The organism is Hyunsoonleella aestuarii, from assembly GCF_006148925.1.
GTDB lineage: Bacteria > Bacteroidota > Bacteroidia > Flavobacteriales > Flavobacteriaceae > Algibacter_D > Algibacter_D aestuarii.
In genome coordinates, this window is record NZ_VAWB01000002.1 from 165,468 (window position 1) to 183,768 (window position 18,301).

At 31.0% G+C, this 18,301-nt stretch carries 20 protein-coding genes and 1 tRNA gene; 9 read left to right on the forward strand and 12 right to left on the reverse strand.

The annotated features are described in order from the left end of the window. Positions 1 to 2: 2 nt before the first annotated feature. The gene (locus FEF17_RS10425; protein ID WP_139002342.1) at positions 3 to 773 is read right to left on the reverse strand and encodes an MlaE family ABC transporter permease; all 771 of its coding nucleotides are present in this window, start codon (positions 771 to 773) and stop codon (positions 3 to 5) included. Between the two features lie 187 nt (positions 774 to 960). On the opposite strand from FEF17_RS10425, the gene FEF17_RS10430 reads away from it, so the two are divergent. Then, entirely contained in the window at positions 961 to 1,560 is a 600-nt protein-coding gene (locus FEF17_RS10430; RefSeq protein ID WP_139002343.1) for a hypothetical protein, read from the forward strand. Positions 1,561 to 1,738: 178 nt separating this feature from the next. On the opposite strand, the gene FEF17_RS10435 is transcribed toward FEF17_RS10430, so the two are convergent. Continuing rightward, positions 1,739 to 3,442, reverse strand: a complete 1,704-nt coding sequence (locus FEF17_RS10435; RefSeq protein ID WP_139002344.1) for an ABC1 kinase family protein — start codon at positions 3,440 to 3,442, stop codon at positions 1,739 to 1,741. Between the two features lie 4 nt (positions 3,443 to 3,446). Further along, a complete protein-coding gene (locus tag FEF17_RS10440; protein ID WP_139002345.1) occupies positions 3,447 to 3,815 on the reverse strand; it encodes a hypothetical protein in 369 nt (122 codons plus the stop codon). Positions 3,816 to 3,952: 137 nt separating this feature from the next. Here FEF17_RS10440 and FEF17_RS10445 point away from each other — a divergent pair, with 137 nt between their 5' ends. From FEF17_RS10445 to FEF17_RS10460, 3 genes are all read left to right on the forward strand, one after another. Then, on the forward strand, positions 3,953 to 4,360 hold the full coding sequence (locus tag FEF17_RS10445) for a CBS domain-containing protein (protein ID WP_139002346.1): 408 nt from the start codon (positions 3,953 to 3,955) through the stop codon (positions 4,358 to 4,360). A 106-nt stretch (positions 4,361 to 4,466) separates the two neighbouring features. Further along, positions 4,467 to 4,736 (forward strand): heavy-metal-associated domain-containing protein, encoded by a 270-nt coding sequence (locus FEF17_RS10450; RefSeq protein ID WP_139002347.1) that lies wholly within the window; start codon positions 4,467 to 4,469, stop codon positions 4,734 to 4,736. Between the two features lie 257 nt (positions 4,737 to 4,993). After that, complete coding sequence (locus FEF17_RS10460; RefSeq protein ID WP_139002348.1) at positions 4,994 to 5,938, forward strand: L,D-transpeptidase; 945 nt, start codon at positions 4,994 to 4,996, stop codon at positions 5,936 to 5,938. A 33-nt stretch (positions 5,939 to 5,971) separates the two neighbouring features. Here the strand turns inward: FEF17_RS10460 and FEF17_RS10465 are convergent, their stop codons facing one another. Beyond that, a complete protein-coding gene (locus tag FEF17_RS10465; protein WP_139002349.1) occupies positions 5,972 to 6,991 on the reverse strand; it encodes a 2-hydroxyacid dehydrogenase in 1,020 nt (339 codons plus the stop codon). A gap of 632 nt (positions 6,992 to 7,623) precedes the next feature. Then, positions 7,624 to 8,097 carry a hypothetical protein gene (locus tag FEF17_RS10470; protein ID WP_139002350.1) on the reverse strand — a complete coding sequence of 158 codons (474 nt, stop codon included), beginning with the start codon at positions 8,095 to 8,097 and terminating at the stop codon, positions 7,624 to 7,626. Between the two features lie 159 nt (positions 8,098 to 8,256). Between FEF17_RS10470 and trxB the strand changes: the two genes are divergently transcribed. Next, on the forward strand, positions 8,257 to 9,237 hold the full coding sequence (gene trxB / locus FEF17_RS10475; protein WP_139002351.1) for a thioredoxin-disulfide reductase: 981 nt from the start codon (positions 8,257 to 8,259) through the stop codon (positions 9,235 to 9,237). 99 nt (positions 9,238 to 9,336) lie between these two features. Beyond that, a tRNA-Pro gene (locus tag FEF17_RS10480) sits at positions 9,337 to 9,411 on the forward strand. Positions 9,412 to 9,517: 106 nt separating this feature from the next. Here FEF17_RS10480 and FEF17_RS10485 read toward each other — a convergent pair. The 5 genes from FEF17_RS10485 to FEF17_RS10505 form a co-directional block, all read right to left on the reverse strand. Beyond that, a complete protein-coding gene (locus tag FEF17_RS10485) occupies positions 9,518 to 10,360 on the reverse strand; it encodes a GIN domain-containing protein (protein WP_246046836.1) in 843 nt (280 codons plus the stop codon). A 96-nt stretch (positions 10,361 to 10,456) separates the two neighbouring features. Further along, positions 10,457 to 11,185: a head GIN domain-containing protein gene (locus FEF17_RS10490; RefSeq protein WP_139002352.1), complete on the reverse strand. Its 729-nt coding sequence runs from the start codon at positions 11,183 to 11,185 to the stop codon at positions 10,457 to 10,459. 106 nt (positions 11,186 to 11,291) lie between these two features. Next, on the reverse strand, positions 11,292 to 13,121 hold the full coding sequence (locus FEF17_RS10495; protein WP_139002353.1) for a PspC domain-containing protein: 1,830 nt from the start codon (positions 13,119 to 13,121) through the stop codon (positions 11,292 to 11,294). Next, positions 13,121 to 13,459, reverse strand: a complete 339-nt coding sequence (locus FEF17_RS10500; protein ID WP_139002354.1) for a PadR family transcriptional regulator — start codon at positions 13,457 to 13,459, stop codon at positions 13,121 to 13,123. The genes FEF17_RS10495 and FEF17_RS10500 overlap by 1 nt, the downstream gene beginning before the upstream one ends. A gap of 71 nt (positions 13,460 to 13,530) precedes the next feature. Then, entirely contained in the window at positions 13,531 to 13,977 is a 447-nt protein-coding gene (locus FEF17_RS10505) for a DUF4870 domain-containing protein (RefSeq protein WP_139002355.1), read from the reverse strand. A gap of 155 nt (positions 13,978 to 14,132) precedes the next feature. On the opposite strand from FEF17_RS10505, the gene FEF17_RS10510 reads away from it, so the two are divergent. The 3 genes from FEF17_RS10510 to FEF17_RS10520 all read left to right on the forward strand — a co-directional run bounded on the left by FEF17_RS10510 (position 14,133) and on the right by FEF17_RS10520 (position 15,775). Continuing rightward, complete coding sequence (locus FEF17_RS10510; RefSeq protein ID WP_139002356.1) at positions 14,133 to 14,588, forward strand: DUF4442 domain-containing protein; 456 nt, start codon at positions 14,133 to 14,135, stop codon at positions 14,586 to 14,588. A gap of 64 nt (positions 14,589 to 14,652) precedes the next feature. Beyond that, a complete protein-coding gene (locus FEF17_RS10515; protein WP_139002357.1) occupies positions 14,653 to 15,453 on the forward strand; it encodes a TIGR00266 family protein in 801 nt (266 codons plus the stop codon). 124 nt (positions 15,454 to 15,577) lie between these two features. Further along, positions 15,578 to 15,775 (forward strand): hypothetical protein, encoded by a 198-nt coding sequence (locus tag FEF17_RS10520; RefSeq protein ID WP_139002358.1) that lies wholly within the window; start codon positions 15,578 to 15,580, stop codon positions 15,773 to 15,775. 41 nt (positions 15,776 to 15,816) lie between these two features. On the opposite strand, the gene FEF17_RS10525 is transcribed toward FEF17_RS10520, so the two are convergent. Together FEF17_RS10525 and FEF17_RS10530 are read right to left on the reverse strand one after the other, a co-directional pair. Further along, positions 15,817 to 16,755 (reverse strand): LysR substrate-binding domain-containing protein, encoded by a 939-nt coding sequence (locus tag FEF17_RS10525; protein WP_139002359.1) that lies wholly within the window; start codon positions 16,753 to 16,755, stop codon positions 15,817 to 15,819. A gap of 184 nt (positions 16,756 to 16,939) precedes the next feature. Continuing rightward, positions 16,940 to 18,271, reverse strand: coding sequence for a DUF58 domain-containing protein (locus FEF17_RS10530; protein WP_246046837.1), 1,332 nt, complete (start codon positions 18,269 to 18,271; stop codon positions 16,940 to 16,942). Positions 18,272 to 18,301: the final 30 nt, after the last annotated feature.

The window sequence follows — 18,301 nt, forward strand, 5'->3', positions numbered from 1 at the left end:
ATTTAAATTTCAAAAAATATATCGGTAACAAATACAGCAATAAAGTCAATTATAAATAACAGCATAGATGAAAACACCACGGCAGAGTTTGCTGCTAACCCTACACCAACAGTTCCCTTATCGCAATAATAGCCTTTAAAACATCCCACTAAACCTATTGCAAATCCAAAGAAATAGGTTTTAATAGTAGCAGGAATAATGTCTCCAAACTCTAACGCATTGAACACTTTGTTAAAGTATAATTGAAAAGATACCTCTCCCTTTATGTTTTCAATAATATAAGAACCATAAAGAGCTATGGCATCGCCGAGAATTACTAATATAGGAAGCATAAGAGTTGCCGCTAAAATTCGTGTAACCACTAAATATTTAAAAGGATTAGTACCAGAAACTTCCATGGCGTCAATTTGCTCTGTTACTCGCATGGAACCTAATTCAGCTCCTATTCCAGAGGCAATTCGTCCTGCACAAGTTAAAGCTATTATTACTGGTCCAATCTCTCTAACGATAGAAATACTAACCATAGAAGGCATCCAAGATTCAGCTCCAAATTCTTCTAATGTTGGTCGAGTTTGCAAAGTTATTACTAAACCTATTATGAATCCAGTAACTCCTACAAGTAATAAAGATTTATTACCTATGTTATAGCACTGTCTTAATAACTCTTTAAGCTCTAAAGGTTTATTAAAAAGTTCTTTAAAAAACCTTTTGCCAAAGTAGGTGAGTTCACCAATTTCTATAAAGAACGATTTTATTTGGATTAATTTTAACATAAAAACACGTATTCTAATATTTAAAGTTATAATAACATTGTTTCATATAAAATGACTAAAATCATATAGTTACAAATGGTGTTATAGATGAAAGACGCTTTTTAACGATATTACTAAAAACTGATGATTATCATTGTCTAAAATCAGTTTTGTTTAGATATTTAATAACAATTAAAATCTAATAGCCATGAAAAACAAGGATATTCATTTTGTAGATAAAGTTATTGAAGCACTAAGAAAATCGGCTACTGATCTCGAGGAATTTCAAGTGAAAGCTGCCTTAGGAAAAGCAGAAGCACAAGATAAGTATGAAGAGGTTAAAAAGAAATTTAATCAATTCATTCATGATAGCGAATTCAAAATTAAAGGTGTAAAGGAAAAAATTGAAGAACTTCATACCAAATTTGATGAACTACGCGTTCAATTGGCTTTGGGTAAAGCAGAGACCAAAGAAATATTTAAAAAGCAAAAAAAGCAATTGCTTTCAATAATACATGATATTGAAGTGAGGATTAAAACCAATGACACTTTAAATAGAATGTACGCATTAACACTTATTGAAATTGAACAATTTAAAATTCAGTTAGAAATTTTAGAACAAAAATTTAATAAAGAGAAACCCGGAGCGAAAGAATCCTTTGAAAAAGGGAAAAAAGATTTTAATTCCTTTATTGATAAATTTAGAGGTAAGTATGCCAAGAAAAAAGAAGAAACCAAACTAGAGCATTTTCAAAATGAAATCTCGGAGGCCTTCAGTCATTTTAAAAAAGCATTTTCAAAGCCTTAAACAAGTGTGTTTATGATAAAAGATGCAGTCTAAAAAATCATTTCATATGTCACGTTGAACCTCGCGATATATTTTAACTTATTTATAATCAATGTTAGTTTCGACAAGTTCAACCAGACAAGCGTAATATGGAAGTCTTTTTAGACTGCCTCTTTTTATTAAAAGTGATTAATAAAAATCAATAATCATAATCGCCTTTTCTAATATTGGACATCATTCCAAAACCCAAAACAACAGCTAGGACAAAACTGGAAATACCTAATATTGAAATATCTTTCCATAATGGTTGTATTTCAAATATTATGAATAAAGATGCACCAATAATAAGGGCAACCATTAAAAAAGCAGTTATTATTTGCTTGGTAATTCTTTGAATCGTGTGCACCATAGGGTCTATCCCCGCATGTGTCAAATCTACTTTAATTTGGCCTGAGTTTATTTTGCGTATGGCATTCTTTAAATCCAATGGAAATTCTTCAATATAATCTGTAAGTTCAACAACAGAATTTGCAACTTTCTTACCCATTTTTATAAGGTTATATTTTTTCGTTAAACTCGTTCTAAGATATGGCTTTGCAATTTCGAATTGTTCCAACTTAGTATCTAGTTTATTAATAACACCTTCAACAGTTACTAAAGACCTTGCAAAAAGAAAAAAGTACGTAGGAACCTTCAATCCATGGGCAATGATAATATCTTTAAGCTCCAACAAAATGGTACTCATTTCATTTTCATGGATTTCTCTCACATAATATTTCTCAACAAATTCATTTATATCGAACTCCAAATCTCTCATATTTGAAATAGGTGCATTGTTTGATAGTTGTTGTAAAATTTTAATTATATTTTTCACATCCTTGTTGGTAATAGTTACAAAAAGTTTTCCGAAAATTGAAATATCTCGCGGTAACATACTTCCCATCATTCCAAAGTCTAAATAACAAATATGACTATTAGGAAGTACCAATAAATTACCTGGATGCGGATCTGCATGAAAGAAACCATATTCAAAAATTTGTTTAAAATAGCTTATAGTAAGTCTTCTTGCAAGAACTTCAGTATCAAACTTTTTGGCTTTTAACTTATCAATTTGATCGATTTTAATTCCTGAAATAAACTCCATAGCCAAGACTTTTGAAGTTGTAAAAGCTGAATATACTTTAGGAGCCTCGGCAAATTGATCTAAAGTGTTGTCGTTTTTTAGGTTATTATAAAATCTTTGAATGTTAATAGATTCATTAATAAAATCAATTTCTTTTAGTATTGATTCTTCAAAGTTTTCAACAATTCCTCTAGGGTCAAAACTTTTTAAAGCAGGAATTCTTCTTTCTAAAACGTCTGCAATTTTGTACATGGCCTTAATGTCTTCAAAAATGACTTCATCAATGCCAGATCGTTGGACTTTTAAAGCAACACGCTTACCAGAATGTAAAGTTACATGATGTACTTGCGCTATTGATGCTGATGCAAACGGTGTAGGCTCATACCAAGCAAATAAGTTTTCTACTGTATCTTTTAATTCTGTTTCTACAACTTGTTTTGCAACACTTTTTGGCATTGGCGGCACATTATCATGTAGTTTTTCTAATTCAATTGTTAACTCTAGAGGAACCAAATCTGGTCTATTGCTTAAAATTTGTCCGAATTTTACAAACGTAGGTCCCAACTCTTCACAAACCAATCTCATTTTTGCCCATCTACTATACGAGATTGCCTTTTTTCGTGATGCTTTAGGGATTAATTTTCGCAAAAAGGAATATCGATTATTCTCCTCAAGATATTCAACCAAATCTTCAAAGCCATATTTTATTAAAACTTTAAGTATCTGGTTGTACCTAGAAATAGATTTAAAATTCTTCCCAATGCCTGCAACAATTCCCATGGTCTTATGCTTCGATTTTATTTAACCTAGCTTCTAAAAGCGCAACAGTAGCGTCCAATTTTTCAATTTTTTCATTTAGATATTTAATTTCATCCAAATGTGCCACATTTATTTTATTATAAAACTTAACAATTAGTTCTTGAATTTTATCATTTAACTCTTCCTTTAATTCATGAGTTTTCAAAATTATTTTATCTGCGAATTCTAATTCATTTCCATTTTCATCTAATTGAGATTCAGACATAATATTATTAAAATTGTCTTTCCCTTTTTCTGAAAACTCAGTTATTTTATCTAGAAATTTTGTGTCTTTTGCTAAATAATAAATACTAGAACTTAATGTGAGCAGCTCTAAGATTGTTTTTGTTTTCATAACCCTGTAATTTGACTTAAACTAGTACTAAATGTATAAACAAATAAGGTGTTTTAATATGATTTAAATCATGTTACACCTTGCATTAATTTATTAATTTTAAGTTCATTAATAGAATAAATATTAATTATAAGGTTATGAATTCTAATTCAATAAAACTCGTAATGACTAAGGATGTAATTACTGTTTCTCCAGAGCAAAACCTCTTAGATGTAAAGCATATTTATGAGAAAAAAAGGTGGCATCATCACATTCCTGTTTTGGAAAATGAAAGATTGGTAGGTATGGTCAGTTTAATTGATTTTATGTACAACATTGTTGGAGCAGGTATGAATGACGATCATGAAGTTTATAAAAAACTAAAAGTAAAGGACATCATGACCCAAAAACCATTTTATCTAACATCTGAGGCTAGCGTTGAGGATGTTGCAAAAGTTCTATCTACACAATACTATCATGCTGTCCCTATTCTTGAAAACGATAAGTTGGTTGGTATTGTTTCTACTGCCGATATCATTAATTACTACCTAAACAAAGCTATATGACACCAAAATCATAACGTCTATAACTTATCTTAAAATTATCAATAATATTCTAATAGACTGATCATTATCATTTCGAAATTATTATATATCAGGTATTTTTATAAAAATGAGAGCACAATTACACATACAAAATTTAAAATGTGGTGGCTGTAAAGCCACCATAATAAATAGGCTTTCGGTTATTAAGCATATTTCAGGAGTTGATTTAGATTTAGATAACGAAACAGTTTCGTTTGATTATGATACAAGCCATGATTTAGAAAAGGCAAAACATGTACTTTCTGCTATTGGATACCCAATAATAGGCTCAGATAACAAATTGTACACCAAAGTAAAGTCGTATTTAAGTTGTGCTATTGGGAGAATTAAAAATTAATAGCACATTGAAACCATATAACACAATAAAAAATTGTGTCTTTACCGATTATTGTAGATAAAGCGCCCAAAATTAAAGTAGTAACAAATCACTGCGAGGTTGACTTTCCGTCAGATTATAAAGAAGAATGACATATTTTATTTAGTAACCCTGCAGATTTTACCTCCGTTTGTACCTCAGAGTTTATAACGTTTGCTAACCTAGCAATATATATTCAAAAATACGAATTGTAACCTAATAGGATTATCAAGTTTTAAATGAATAAAATTAAACTATTATCAAAATTAGTTTTAATAATATCAATAACTTTATTGGTAGGTCTTAAGTTTTGTTGTCCCAAGGATGATGATAATATTCTAGGGTTAAACACTTTAGAAAACAAAACTTTTATTCAGGATTCACTTCCGTATACAATAAAGGTAAATCGTGACATTGTTGTTGAACATTATTTTGAATTTATGGATTCTTTAGTAGAAAAATACGATTTCCATACGCCATACAATTTAACGGAACATCTTTTAGTTAGAACTAATTATTGGATTTTGGACAAACTTCAAAATACCGATTATTATATAATGAAAGCACTCGATTCCTTCGTTTACAATCAAAAGGAAATAATTGTACTACCTAAAAATTCATTTATAAAAATACCAGATTCAATTTCGGCCTCAAAACTTATCAATTCATTTAAAAATACATTAATAGATGTAAATATCCCAGAATTTAAGCTACGTATATACGAAGATTCTGTAAGGCTTTATGAGTTTCTAATTCGAGTTGGAAGGCATGAAAAAAAATACTTGAAAATGTCTGGTAGAGTCGAGGATTTGAGAACAAAAACCGGAACAGGGATTATTGTAAATTTTGTTAAAAATCCAAGATATGTTAATCCTGTTAACAATCATCAGTATTTAGTAACAAGGCGAGATGATAAAAAAGTTACCAAATTACCTAAAATTCCTTTTTTGGAAACTAAAATAAATGGGGTAAAAAATGGGCAATTAATACATCCAACAACAAATCCTATTACACTCGGAAAAGCCTATTCAAATGGTTGTATTGGTACAAGAGAGGCTGATGCTTGGGTAATTTATTATTATGCCCCGATAGATACTAAAATTAAAATTAGGTATGATTTGATGGTGATAAATGAAAATGGAGAAACTAAAGTTTTAGAAGATATTTATCGGTATGCTAAATAAAGATTAGTATGTTGAGATTCTTTAAAAGCGAAATTAATTCGACGCTTTGCTTTTTGGCAAATTAATATGAAGCTCGTTTTCAGATGATTTATTTTTATTCCAGCAATCCAAATTATATATAGTTGTTTCGGCTATATTGTTTAGCGCTTCATCTGTTAAAAATGCTTGGTGGCCAGTAATAATTACGTTGGGAAATGCATTCAATTTTATTAGAAAATCATCTTTAGGAATGTTTAAAGAACAATCTTTGAAAAACACACCTCTTTCGTGCTCATAAACATCCATAGCTAGCCCTAAGACATGTTTTTTTTCTAAAGCCTCAATCATATCCTTCGTATTAATAACGGCACCCCTGGCTGTGTTGACTATAATACAGTTGGATTTCATTAAATCCAATGCTTTTTTATCAATTAAATGATGCGTTTCTGTGTTTAAAGGCAAATGAATGGAAATAATGTCTGATTCTTTAAATACCTCTTCAAGAGAAACATATTTTAAATTATAGTTAATGGATAAGAATTTATTCGGATTAATATCAAAACCCAATAAATTACAACCAAAACCAAACATGATTTTGGTCATAACCGATCCAATTTTTCCTGTACCTAAAATACCAACAGTTTTATTATTTAAGTCAAAGCCAATTAAATTATTTAAATCAAAATTGAATTTTTTAACCCTTTCATTGGACAGATTTAACTTTCTATTTAATGACATTAAAATAGCAACAGCATGTTCTGCTATGGCATTTGGTGAATAAGCAGGAACGTTAGCTACTTTAATGCCAAAACTATTTGCTGAAAATAGGTTGATGTTGTCGTGGCCTACTGACCTAAGCGTGACAAATTTAACACCAAAATCCTTGAGTTTTTCTAAAACATTATTTGAGGCATCATCAGATGAAAACATAGAAATGGCTTTGTAACCAATAGCTTTTATTGCTGTTTCAGATGAAAGTGCATTTTTTATGAAGGTTAATTGATGCCTACCGTTATTCGCTGCTTCCAAATAGGGTATTTCAAATGGTTTGGCACTGTAAACTAGTACTTTCATGACTGATTTTTTAATTAAATAAAAGTACATGATTACATAAAAATCAGAAATGATAAATATCAGGTATAATTTCTAAGTTGAACAATAGCGTTGTATTATAAGTTTTGTTAGTTACTTTAAAGCAAAATTCAATCATGGCTCTTTTTCGAATCATAATAATATTTATACTACTGTTGGTGTTCTTGCTAGTTGCGCCAATTATTAATTTCATAGATATAACGTCTTACCGATGTTATATTCAGTTATAAGAATTATTTAAAGCCAATATTGAAGATATGATTTCAAGATTTTTTGAATACCGTTAATAATTCTGTTTATGGAGTTTTACCTATCCTTTAAATACAAAGCATAAAAAAACTGCAGTAAAATCGAAATAAGACCTTCTCTCCTAAGGTTTTTAAGAATACTTAGAACATTTAAGGTAAAACACTTTTAAATTTTATCTTGAATCAGCAAAATAGTATAGTAATTTGTTTTAAGTTCATTTGTAACATCGCCAAAAAGCCGTCTTAAAGCTTATTTTTAAATGTTCAAATAATATATATTAAGGATTTTCAGGGTAAAGTAGCTTCCTGCCAATTCAAAAAAAAGCCTTTCATTTGAAAGGCTTTTTTTATTAATAGTGTTGTATTTTATTCAAGACGCTCGTAGTTTTCTGCAAAAATGGGTTGTCCTAAACTATCAATCTCAATTTGACTAAATTCATTTTCTCCTATTTCAACATTAAATACAAATTCAGTTCGCTCCTTTATTACTTGATTCATTGATTTAGATCCATAATCTAATATTTCAATAAGCTGACCTTCTTTAACCGTGTAATCGCCATAAGCAAACCAATCAATTGAGTCAGAAATACGTGTTCTACTCCACATAACCTTCGTACCTGAATACATTTTAATTTGTTTGTTTGTTTCGGATGAAAGAATGGTGTCCACGGTTCCATCTTCACCATAATTTAAATAGCTAACGAGTTTCCATGCGCCTTCTAGTGTATTTTCTTTTATTTCAGTATTGTCCGAAGCGACACCCTCCTTTAATTCATTTTTCGGATTGTCTTTACATGAAAAAAATAAAGCGATACAGATAAGTAAGAATGTGTTTTTCATAATACTAAAATTGAAGGATTAATAAATGTGTATTACAAGTTACAAAAAAACATGCACATATCTATAAAATGAAGTTATTACGATATAAGAACTGTTAATAACTTAACTGTAAGGATTCGTTCAAAAATTCTACTTTTGTTAAGATAAAATTCATATAAAATGTCTGAAAATATAGAAAAAGTTAAATGCTTGATTATTGGTTCTGGACCCGCGGGTTATACGGCGGCGATTTATGCAGCAAGAGCGAATATGAAACCTGTTTTATACCAAGGAGCACAACCAGGAGGTCAATTAACCACAACTAATGAAGTTGAGAATTTTCCGGGTTACCCAGATGGCGTAACTGGACCAGAAATGATGATACAGTTGCAAGCTCAAGCCCAAAGGTTTGAGACTGATGTGCGCGACGGATGGATAACTAAAGTTGATTTTTCTGGAGATATTCATAAGGTATGGGTTAATGATGTTAAAGAAATTCATGCCGATACTATCATAATTTCAACAGGAGCGTCGGCAAAATATTTGGGGTTAGACTCTGAACAAAAATATTTGAAATTAGGAGGCGGTGTTTCTGCTTGTGCAGTTTGTGATGGGTTCTTCTATAGAAATCAAGAAGTTGTTATAGTGGGTGCTGGAGATTCTGCTTGTGAGGAAGCACATTACTTATCAAAGCTTTGCAAGAAAGTTACGATGCTTGTGCGTAGAGATGAGTTTAGAGCGTCTAAAATTATGGAAGCTCGTGTAAAGAATACTGAAAATATAGAGATTTTATTTAATACAGAAACGGATGAAGTGCTAGGTGATGGACAGGTGGTAACAGGTGTTCGCGTATTCAATAATAAATCAAATGAAAAACACGAGATTCCAGCAACTGGATTTTTTGTCGCTATAGGGCATAAACCTAATACTGATATTTTTAAAGACTATTTAAATTTAGATGAAACAGGTTATATAATTAATGTTCCAGGTACTTCTAAAACTAATGTTGAAGGGGTGTTTGTTTCTGGAGATGCGGCAGACCATGTTTACCGACAAGCTGTAACAGCAGCTGGAACTGGTTGTATGGCAGCTTTAGATGCAGAGCGCTATTTGGCTACAAAAGATTCTACTTTTGAAGTTTCGACCTCTACGTATAATTAAGTAATAGTTAAATATATTGAAAAACCGAAGTAAAACGCTTTGGCTTTTTAAGTTTTGTAATTATTTAAAATTATGTTTTCTTTGAAAACTGTTTTAAATCGGGATGTGGCGCAGTCCGGTTAGCGTACACGGCTGGGGGCCGTGTGGTCGCAGGTTCAAATCCTGTCATCCCGACAAAATATAATTTTTAGTTTTTGTAAAAAGGTTACTTCCTTAACAAAAGCTTTATGTGCAACTAGAAATTGTAAGGATTCAAAAAATCCGTAATCTAAAATAATGACTACTTTACTTTCTTTTGAAGTTTAGAAGTATCTGTTAATCTGTTAATTAAAATTTTAGGATTTTCATATAGATATATTGAACTAGATCCTGCAGCATCAATAGTAATATTATCAAGTACTTCTAGATAAGCATCACTATTTATTTCACAAACAACTGTGCAATCATTAATGGTAAAGTTTTTACCGTTAAAACGCGCGTTATTATCCAAATCAATATTGGCAGTTTTACTAACACCTTCAATATTGGCATCTGCACGTTGAAACATTGTGGCTTTGAATTCTGGCGCATTAATTAATGCTTCTAATTTCGAAATTCCAAACATATTGACCGTGCAATCATTAGCGGTTAGGTTTAACTTAACTTTTGATTTTTCACTTGCTTCAAAATTAAAATTATTAGTAGTAATTGTTAAAGCTACATTCGATGAACCTTGAGTATTTAAAGTTCCATTTTTAATATCGACAGTAGTGAGAGAGTTTATTTCGGCATTATCCGTTGTTTTAATATGCCTGAATATATTGTTATATGAGACTCTAATATTTAAGCGTTTTTTAGAAATGATTCTCATAGTTTTATCGAAAGTTAATACACTATCTTTCACTTCAAACTTTATGACCTCATGTAAATTATCGTCTGTTTCAATTTCGATAGAAGGTGTTTTATTATAAATAATTTCAACTTCAAAATCTTCATCTAAAGCAATAGTATGGAAAGCACCAATTTCAGTTTGCTTTGTAGTAACGTTTCTACTGCCTTTAATTTTTTCAGATTTTTGAGCTATTCCCATTGCACAAAAACATAAGCAAATAAAAGACGTAGCAATTAATTTTATATTCATCATAACAGTGTTAATTAGAACAAATATAAAACAAAAACCACTCCAAACTTATTATAAAGTTTGAAATGGCTTAAAACTAGTTGGTTATAGAATCGTTGGTTATTTTTTTTTGACACTACCAGAAACACCGCCAGATTTATCTACCTTTTCTGGGTTACCATAATACTTTATATCGCCACCGCTCGAAGCTTTAGCAGTTAATTCTTTAGATGTGTTTAAAGTTATATCTGCCCCGCTAGTTGCTTTTACTTGACTAGATTCTGCTATTAAATTTCCGGCTTTAATATCACTACCACTTGTAGCTTCTGCAATTAATTTTTTGGTTTGGCCAGATAAACGCATATCGCTTCCGCTAGTGGATTTACATTCTAACTCCGTAATGTTAAGTTCTAAATTCATATCGCTGCCACTAGTTGATTTTAATACTAATTTTTCAGCTGATATTGTATTAGTAGAATGTACATCGCTACCACTTGTAGAAACGATTTTAGAAATATCTTTAAAACTTACTAAAACTTTCTTGGCAGAGGCTTTACCAATATTTTCTTTGGTGTGAATTTTTAAAACGCCATCTTCAATATCTGTTAAAATAAGAGAATGCAAATTTTCGTCTGCTTCAACGGCAATACTTTCTTCATTGCTTTGAGTTAAATAAACGTCTAAACCTTGGGCAGCATGAATAGCAGTAAATGCTTCATTAATATTTCTTTCTTCTGTTTCTACATTTCCGTTACCACGAACTCCAGAATTGAAATTCATATCGAAATTGCAAGAGAATAAAGTTAGGCTCAATAATGTGGTTACTATAATTTTTGTTAAGGTTGTCATAATTACTCGTTTTTTGATGATTTTAAATATGTTATTCAAATATCTACAGGATTACAATTGAATAAAACCATAAATACCTGAAATGTTGATTCTTTGTGATGAACTGTTAATTGTCTTCAGATTTAATAGTTACACCTTCTTCGCTAACCTTTAGATTCAAATTTTCGGAAGAACCATTTATTCCATTTTTATCTATTCTTAAACTAGAGCTATCAATTTTTACTTCTAAGCCTTTATCATTAATTTTTAGGCTACCGTCTTCATGTTTAATATCGACATCAACCTCAAATTCCTCTTCTATTGGGCAATCTAAGCATTCAATATCTTCATCTAAAATTTTTAAATACTGGTTAACATCTTTAGAGGTTACTATCGTATTATTATATCTTCTATAATGTAAATATGATCTAGTGTTATTGCTAAAATTGACAATTGTTCCTTCGGGTAAATATAAAAAGGCTACAACTTCTTGATCACTAAATTTATTTTTAGGATCTGTATTTAAGTATGAATCTAACAGAATTTCATTATCGCTAATCACATAATTATAATTAATGTTTTTCGCTCGTTCAATTGCCGCTTCATAGCTTCTACCGTCGGCATTTTTATCTATCACCAATTTCCCAATAGAATCGGAAGTAGATCGAACTATAATTCTAATATCTGATGAATAAATTGTTTTTTCGCCATTTTCATTGCGGGAAATTCTAAAAGAATCATCATTTCTAAAACCAGATGTTTCGAATAGATCATTGGTCATCATTTTCACGCTTAAGGTATCGTTCGCTTTAATGTTTAGTTCGTTTTTTTCGATAACAGACTCATCATAAGCATGTTCACTAGCTTGACGTACACCAACCACAACTAAACCTATAATAGAGATTAACCAAACTCCTAAAAGTGTAAACTTTGCAATATTACCAATGGACTTTAAATTATTTATTAGAATTTTTAATCCTAAATAGAATAAGAAAAAGAATGGAATCCCTACAGCAAAAAATGTCAATAACGATACTAGCCATACAGGTGTGTTTCCAGCATTTACAATGTCTACCATGTCAAGACCTGGGATATGTATTATGTCTGCTACACCTATGGAAAATAAGGCTATAATTAGAGCAATAAGTGTTGATGCTCCAATAATCATAAGTAAAACACCAATAAATTTCGCAAATACCTTGAAGAAAAACATAATGACATCTCCAAGTGTATCGAAAAACGTTTTTGATGATGACTTTATAGAATTAGCTGGTTTTTTTAAATCGACATTCTTTGCAGCATTAGATACCGAGTCCGATACATTCTTTGCTGCAGCACCAACCGAATCACCTACATTTTTTGCAACATCGGTAACACTGTCGAAACCGTCTCTAATTTTTTTTTCTATGTTGCTAATGTTTACTGGCTCTCCTGTCATCATTATCTTTTCGGCAGTAGTTTTTGCTTCAGGTACTAAAACCCAAAGCAAAATATATAGTAGAATACCTGTGCCAGCTCCGAATATTAAAAGAATCCATGCTAGACGCACCCAAATGGTATCAATACCAAAATAGTGAGCTAAACCAGATGACACACCTCCAATATAAGAGTTGTCTGTGTCTCTAAATAACTTTCGAGAAGGAGAAGATTTTGCCTTATAAGATGTTTTTGGTTCATCTTCAAAGATTTCATCATCAACCAAGTAATCTTCTGGTTGTCCCATGATAGAAATAACTTCGTCTACTTCTTTTATTCTTATAACTTGTTTGTCATTTTCTACGCGTTCGTTAAAAAGTTCTGCAATACGCGCTTCGATATCGGCTATAATTTCAGAACGACCTTGAGAGTCTGTAAATGAACGTTTTATAGCCTCAAGATAGCGCTGTAATTTTAAGTACGCATCTTCATCTATGTGAAAAAATATACCTGCTAAATTTATGTTGACTGTTTTATTCATTATTTTGATGTTTTTTGGCTTGTTACTATTGTTACTGCATTGTGTAATTCACTCCAAGTAGTGTTTAATTCTTTTAAAAACAGTTTACCCGTTTCGGTTAAACCATAATACTTTCTTGGAGGTCCAGATGTAGATTCTTCCCATCTGTAATTTAAAAGTCCTGCATTTTTAAGTCGTGTTAGTAAAGGATATATTGTTCCTTCTACTACCAGCAACTTAGCGTCTTTAAGTGTATCTAAAATTTCTGCTACATAGGCATCATTATCTTTTAAGACTGATAGTATGCAAAATTCTAGAACACCTTTACGCATTTGTGCTTTTGTGTTTTCTATCTTCATATTCTAAAGCGTTTTAATATTGTGAAACTGTTCATTTTTTGATTGATTTGATGATTGATTATTGATGAAATTTATTTTAGAAAATTGATTGTAAAAGGATATTTATATAATTGGCCATCTCTTGCCTTTAAACTAGCAACTACAATAAGAGCTAGTTCAATAATAAATCCTATAACGGCTAAAACACCCAATCCACCTCCTATATAAAGTAGGGGAGATGGTTTGCCAATATTAATATGAAAATCGTTAAAGCTGTTGAAATCTATAAAATCGATTCCATTAAATATTTTAAAGATGAAAAAAGGAATAGTAAGTGTTCCTAAAATAATGGCATAAAGAAAAATGCTTATTTGAAAATTAATAGCTTGTTTTCCATGACTATCTATGAATTCTGATTTTTCTTTGTTTGCAGTCCATAAAATAATGGGTCCAATAAAATTCCCAAATGGAATAATAAATCTACTAAAGGTAGATAAATGAATAAAGGTTGCGATGTTTTTTTGATGATTATCTAACATGATTTTTATGATTGATTAAAAACATATAATAGTTTCTTATGCAAATATATGTCTAAAAAAAGGTATTATGTTACGCATAGTACTAAAATTTAACAAAAATTTAACATTATTTAAAATCAAACATTTTCAATATTTTAGAAAAAAATATGTAAACAATGGATATGACCCCTATGAAAATAAATGTATTTAATATATTCAAACTGCCTTCAGCATATCTTTGTGGTGTAAGGGCAAAATATCTTGATGATAATAGGTGTGTTGTATCTGTAAAACACCGATGGATTAATCAAAATCCTTTTAAGTCCATGTATTGGGTTGTGCAAGGTATGGCTGCCGAATTGTCTACCGGGGCTTTAGTGATGAACAAAATTAATCAATGCAATGAGAAAATTTCTATGTTGGTAGCAAGCAATAATAGTACGTTTACAAAAAAGGCTACTGGCAGAATTAAATTTATTTGCAAAGACGGAGCAATTATCGACAAAGCTATAGAAAATACTATTAAGACAAAAGAGGGGCAAACGTTTTGGATGCAAGCCATAGGGACTAATTCTGATGATGTTGAGGTTTCTACTTTTAATTTTGAATGGACTATTAAATTAAAAAGTTAAGTTTGTTTTATGTAACAAATAATAAAAGAAATCAACATATAAACGAATTAAAAAATATTAAAAAATGACAGCACACGAAATTGATTATAGAATCTACGGTGAAGAAATGCAGTATGTAGAAATTGAATTGGATCCACAGGAAGGAGTTGTGGCAGAAGCAGGAAGTTTTATGATGATGGATGACGGGATTAAAATGGAGACTATATTTGGAGATGGTTCGCAGAAGGACTCGGGGTTTCTTGGTAAAATACTAGGAGCTGGAAAGCGTATTTTAACTGGGGAGAGCCTTTTTATGACTGCTTTTTATAACAATGTCGTTGGAAAACGCAATGTATCATTTGCATCACCATATCCCGGTAAAATAATTCCAATCGATTTGACTCAGTTTGGAGGAAAATTTATTTGCCAAAAAGATGCTTTTTTATGTGCTGCAAAAGGCGTAAGTGTCGGTATAGAATTTTCAAAAAAATTAGGACGAGGTCTTTTTGGTGGCGAAGGTTTTATTATGCAAAAATTGGAAGGAGATGGCATGGCATTTGTGCATGCGGGAGGAACAATGGCAAAAAAAGAATTGTTAGCAGGAGAAACTTTGCGAGTAGATACAGGTTGTATTGTTGGATTTGACCAATCTGTAGACTACGATATTGAATTTGTTGGAGGCATAAAAAATACCGTTTTTGGTGGTGAAGGCTTATTTTTTGCTAAACTACAAGGGCCAGGTACAGTTTATGTTCAATCATTACCATTTAGTAGATTGGCAGGTCGGGTATTGGCATCTGCTCCTCGAGGAGGAGGAAAGGATAAAGGCGAAGGCAGTATTTTAGGAGGCTTAGGAGATTTGTTGGATGGCGATAACAGATTTTAAATTGTTAAATTTCAATAAAGTTTTAATTATAAAGTAATTTTTTATTAAATTTAGGAGTTAAATATTTAAATTTGCTGCCTATTAAAACCATTACTTTTTCAAACCAAATTCCTAAATATTAATTATGGCAAGAGCAATGTTAGAGTATACCAAAACGGTACTTAATAAAGTTAGTTTTGATGTTACGTTGTTTTGCAAAGAAGTACAAAAGGCACTAACACGATTGTTGCCTTATGAAATTGAAGAACTAAAAGTGTTTATTCAATCTCTTGTTCAGCAAAACCCAGAACTAAATCAATGTTTAATTTATTTAAAACCATAAAAAAAAGCGACCCACGGGTCGCTTTTTTAATTGACTCCATTTTATTTAGGAAGTGGACTAATAATTTTTACATTTTGAAATGCAATAGCACCTCTAATAATGCCAGAGATTACATCTTGTAATGCTTCTATGATTTGCATTTTTAATTCACTTTTATGATAAATAATACTTACTTCTCTGGCAGGAGTTGGTTCATTAAAAAAGTGAAGATTTTCTTTTTCTTTGTCATTTATATCGAGCGTATGTAAGTAGGGTAGAAGGGTCATACCTAAACCTTCGTTAGATAATTTAACCAGGGTTTCTATACTTCCGCTCTCCAATTGAAATTTATCATCAGGATTATTTTTAAAGACCTTGCATAAATTTATAACCCCATCTCTAAAGCAATGTCCATCTTCAAGAAGTAGCATGTCGTTAATATCTAAATCAGCAACATCAATTTTGCTATTCGTATACAATCGATGCCCTTTAGGAATATAACAAACAAAAGGTTCGAAGTAAAGTACACGCTCTTTTATTACTTCTTCTTCCAAAGGAGTTGCTGCTATGGCCGCATCTAAATGGCCATCTTTTAGTCTGGTTATTATTTCTTCAGTTGCTAATTCCTCTATTTTAAGTTTTACTTTGGGGTGTTTTTTTATAAAAGTCTTAAGAAACATAGGTAATAAGGTTGGCATAACTGTTGGAATTATTCCAAGTTTAAATTCACCTCCAATAAACCCTTTTTGTTGATCTACGATATCTTGTATTCGATAAGATTCATTTACAATATTTCGTGCCTGAGTTACAATTTTTCTTCCAACATCAGTTAATTCTATTGGTTTTTTACTTCGGTCAAAAATCTGAACATCTAACTGATCTTCTAGCTTTTGAATTTGCATACTCAATGTAGGTTGAGTAACAAAACATTTTTCTGCTGCTTTGGTAAAATTTTGATTTTCGGCAACAGCTAAAACGTAGTATAATTGGGTAATTGTCATTTTAATAAGTTTAGATTATAAAAATATAAAAACAATCGATAAAACTTATCGACATTGTAATTAATTATAAATTAAATTTGTATTTAGAAAAGAATAGTTTGTTTGATGACTTGTCTAAACAAGTCGAATTAGTTTAGTTGGTTAATAGTGATTAAGACCCTTAGGTAATGCTTAAGGGTCTTTTTTATAGCAGTCCCCGTGCTTTTATTTCTAAGTATTTATTGATGGTGTCAATGGTTAAATCTTCTGGAGATGTTAGGATTGATTGTATTCCATATTTTTTTAATTCATTCACAATAAGTCGTTTTTCGAAGGCGAATTTTTCGGCAATTACTTTATCGTAAGCTTGTTGAACAGTTTCTGCTTTTTCGGTTATTAAGCTATTGAGTTCGGTGTTTTTAAAGAAAATGACAACCAGTAAATGGCTATTGGCAATACCTTTTAAGTAAGGGATTTGCCTGTGTAAACCATCTAAAGTTTCAAAATTCGTATAAAGAAGTACTAAACTACGATGTTTAATATTTCTTTTTATATCTGAATAAAGCCTGCCAAAATCGCTTTCATAAAAATTTGTTTTGAGATTGTATAAATTTTCTAGAATTAAGTTCATTTGTGATGTTCGACGTTCTGCGACCACTCGATTTTCTACTTTTTTAGAAAAAGAAAAAACACCTGCTTTATCTTGTTTCTTTAAGGCAACATTTGAAATGACAAGTGAAGCGTTGATGGCGTAATCAAGAAGTGATAAACCTTCGAAAGGCATTCTCATAACACGTCCTTTGTCAATTACTGAGTAAACAGGCTGTGATTTTTCATCTTGAAATTGATTAACCATTAATTGGTTTTTCTTTGCAGTTGCTTTCCAATTAATGGTCCGTAGATCATCACCTAAAACATAATCTTTTATCTGTTCAAATTCCATAGTATGTCCTAACCGACGTACTTTTTTAATACCATATTGTTGTAGGTTATTACTAATGGCGAGTAAATCGTACTTGCGTAATTGCATAAAACTAGGGTAGGTAGGAATGACGGTGTCGTCATTAAAACTAAAGCGTCTTGATATTAGACCAAAAATGGAAGAAATATAAATATTCAGCTTTCCAAAATGATATTCACCGCGCTCTGTTGGTCTGATTTTGTATTGTAACTCTGTACTACTTAAAGGAGCAAGCTTTCTTTCAATCTTAAAATTTCTTGCTTGAAACTGTTCTGGTATTTCATCAATAATTACAACATAAATTGGGAACGTGTAAAAATTTTCAATTTTTAGCCCAACAGGATTTTCATCACCATTAGAAAGTTTCTCAGGAAGTCTTCTTACACCATTAATGCCTTTATAGGTATAGAAAAGAATTAAGGTGTCTAAAACGTTAAGCGCTAGGAAAATCAACAAAAATAACTTAGCAATGTTAAACCATCTTGGGAAAACGAAACCAAGAATAAACATAAGCATCAAGCCTATACAGATGTAAAAAAATCGATTTTGTATGTAGAATGGCTTAAGGCGTTTCAAAAAAAATTAGTTAAAAGTAGATTTTTCACT